The sequence below is a fragment of the Sphingomonas sp. RIT328 genome, assembly GCF_000632225.1.
Lineage (GTDB): Bacteria > Pseudomonadota > Alphaproteobacteria > Sphingomonadales > Sphingomonadaceae > Sphingomonas > Sphingomonas kyungheensis.
In genome coordinates, this window is the sequence record NZ_JFYV01000047.1 from 7501 (window position 1) to 10686 (window position 3186).

The window sequence follows — 3186 nt, forward strand, 5'->3', positions numbered from 1 at the left end:
ACCGCATGACCGTCGATGCGGACCTCATAATGCAGGTGCGGGCCGGTCGAGCGGCCGGTCGAGCCCATCAGCGCGATCAGCTGGCCGCGGGTGACGCGCGCGCCGTCGGTGACGAGGATCTTCGACAGATGGCCGTAGCGGGTGGCGATGCCCTTGCCGTGGTTGATCTCGACCATATTGCCGTAGCCGCCGAGCCGCGACGCGTGATCGATGATGCCGTCGGCGGTGGCATAGATCGGCGTGCCGACCGGGCCGGGGATGTCGACGCCGGCATGCATCGCCGCGGTGCCGCGGAACGGATCCGAACGGATGCCGAAGTTGCTGGTGAAATTGAGATGCTGGACCGGCTGGACCGAGGGGATGGCGATCACGCCCTGCGGCCGGGTGTCGAGCTTCTTCCAGCTCTGGAACAGGGTGCGGAACTGCGCGTCGGCGGCGAGATCGGCCTGCGCCTCGGCACCGTTGGCGGCAAGCATCGGGCCGCCCGTGCCGTCCGTCGCGCTCGCCGGCGTCGCGCCGCGCGATACGCCGTCTTCCGCCTGGGCCGCGCCATAAGCGAAGGACAGGGCGCCGACGGTGGCGACGATCGTAGCTGCGCGGAAGATGCTCATCGGACCCCAATATGATGCGCCGTATCCGCCGGAGCGGCGGACCCGAACATTGACCTGTCGTGAAACCGCAGCCCCACCCGCGTTCCTGACCCGCTTTGTCTGCCCGCATTTGCCGGCGCCAGACAAGAGCGGGCGCGTGGCGCCGCGATCAACCGCCGTCGCGTCGCGGCGAACCGAGCAACCCTTGGCGCGATCAGGCGATTCGGATCAGTATCCCTGACGTTATCCATCGCCTGCCGCGGCTTTCGGCGGCATCAGGCGCGCAAAGGACGACGGATCGCGCGACAAGGCATGACGGCGCCCGTGGATTTCCGTATAAGCCCCCTGTCTTCAACTGGATGCCTTGCATGCTCGATACCGCTTCCGCCCAGGTCCCCACGCTCAGCCTCGCCGATCAGGCGCGCGACCCCGATGGCTTCGCCGCGGCGTTCGGCGCGTCCTTCGAACGGTTCGGTTTCGCGATCGTCGCCGACCACGGCATCGCCCAGCCGCTGATCGATCGGGCGTGGCGCGAGACCGAGGCGCTGTTCGCCTTGCCCGAAGCCGAGAAGCGCGACCATTTCATCGCCGGCGGTGGCGGCGCGCGCGGCTATACACCGTTCAAGACCGAGATCGCCAAGGATGCCAAGCACGTCGACCTCAAGGAATTCTGGCATATCGGCCGCGAGCTGCCCGCCGGGCATCGCTTCGCCGCGGTGATGGCGGACAACGTCTGGCCGGTGCGGCCGGAGGGGTTCAAGGACACGTTCCTCGAGCTGTTCACCGCCTTCGACCGCGCCGGCGACCGGTTGCTGTCGGCGATCGCCCGCTATCTCGACCTCGCGCCCGACTGGTTCAACCCGGCGGTGCGCGACGGCAATTCGGTGCTGCGCCTGCTCCACTATCCGCCGATCCCGGTCGATGCCGAGGGCGTCCGCGCCGGCGCGCATGAGGACATCAACCTCATCACCTTGCTGCTCGGTGCCGAGGAAGCCGGGCTCGAGCTGCTCGACCGGGCGACCGGCGACTGGCTGGCGATCAAGCCGCCCGAGGGGGCGATGGTGGTCAATGTCGGCGACATGCTGCAGCGGCTGACCAACCACCGCTTGCCGTCGACCACCCACCGCGTCGTCAACCCGCCGCCCGAGCGGCGCGGCCATTCGCGCTATTCAATGCCCTTCTTCCTCCACCCGGCGCCCGACTTCCTGATCGAGACGCTGCCGCAGACGATCGATGCGGAGCATCCGAACCGCTATCCCGAACCGATCACCGCGCACGATTATCTGCATCAGCGGCTGGTCGAGATCGGCCTCATCAAGAACTAGGCCGCGGCTCAGTTGAAGCCGCGCTCCAGATAGCGGGTGGCGACGGCGCAGTGGATCGCGATGCCCTGCGCCATCACCGATTCCTCGATCGTCATCCGCGTATTGTGCAGCGGCGGATTGGTCGCGGGATCGCTGCCCTGCGGCGCGGCGCCGATGAAGGCGAAGGCACCGGGGATCTTGCGCAGCACGTAGGAAAAGTCCTCGGCGCCCATCATCGGCTGCGGCATCGGCGCGAACGGCCGGTCGAGCTCCGCCGCGACCTGCTCGATCAGCGCCGCGCCGCGGGGATCGTTGACGACGACCGGATAGCCCTCGTCGATCCACGCCTCGGCGGTCGCGCCGTGCGCCGCGGCGATGTGCGTCGCGATCCGGTCGATCGCGGCGCGCATCGTCGTCCGCGTCGCCTCCGACAGCGTGCGCAGCGTACCGAGCATCCGCACCTCGCCGGGGATGATATTGTGCGCCGACCCCGCCTCGATCTTGGTGATCGACAAGACCGCCGGGTCGGTGACGGCGATGTTGCGCGCGACGAAGGTCTGGAAGGCGGTGACGATTTCGCAGGCGACCGGCACCGGATCGATACAGTCGTGCGGCATGGCGGCATGGCCGCCGGCACCGCGCACCACGACATGGACGGTATCGGCCGAGGCCATGATCGGGCCGCTGCGGGTGATGACGACGCCGGCCGGCGCATTGGGGGTGATGTGCAGGGCGAAGGCGGCGTCGGCCGCGGCGATGTCGAGCAGCCCGTCGTCGATCATGAAGCGCGCACCGTGATGCCCCTCCTCGCCCGGCTGGAACATGAACACGACCGTTCCCGGCAGGGCGTCGCGCCGCGCCGACAGCGCCCGCGCCGCGCCGACCAGCATCGCGGTGTGCGAATCATGGCCGCAGGCGTGCATCCGGCCGGGGATGGTGCTGGCGAAGGCGAGCCCCGTCTCTTCCTGCATCGCCAGCGCATCCATGTCGCCGCGCAGCAGCACGGTGCGGCCATTTTCGCCCTTCTGCCCGCGCAGGATCGCGATCAGCCCGCTGGTCGAGCCGCCCTCATGATATTCGAGCGGCAGCCCGGCGAGCGCCGCCTTGATCTTGGCGGTCGTCTCGCGGCAGTCGAGCCCGATCTCCGGCTCGGCATGGATCGCGCGGCGCAGGCTGACGGCGTCGTCGAGTTCGGCCTCGCCGGCCGCGGTCCATTCGCTGGTGCTGAGGTCTAGGGACATGGTCTGGCTCCGTTTCGCGGCGCAGTGTGAGCCGGTGCGCGGCGAATGTCG

At 68.9% G+C, this 3186-nt stretch carries 2 protein-coding genes and 1 pseudogene (1 of these 3 only partly in view); 1 reads left to right on the top strand and 2 read right to left on the bottom strand.

Features of this window, described 5'->3' with window-relative positions; all coding sequences use genetic code 11:
* A pseudogene (locus BW41_RS16655) lies at window positions 1-485 on the bottom strand (M23 family metallopeptidase) (its annotated part extends 106 nt beyond the left edge of the window); the annotation flags it as partial.
* Between the two features lie 473 nt (window positions 486-958).
* Here BW41_RS16655 and BW41_RS16660 point away from each other — a divergent pair.
* Window positions 959-1915, top strand: a complete 957-nt coding sequence (locus BW41_RS16660) for an isopenicillin N synthase family dioxygenase (RefSeq protein WP_037535810.1) — start codon at window positions 959-961, stop codon at window positions 1913-1915.
* Between the two features lie 8 nt (window positions 1916-1923).
* Here BW41_RS16660 and BW41_RS16665 read toward each other — a convergent pair whose 3' ends face one another.
* A complete protein-coding gene (locus BW41_RS16665; protein ID WP_037535812.1) occupies window positions 1924-3135 on the bottom strand; it encodes a M20 metallopeptidase family protein in 1212 nt (403 codons plus the stop codon).
* Window positions 3136-3186 lie beyond the last annotated feature (51 nt).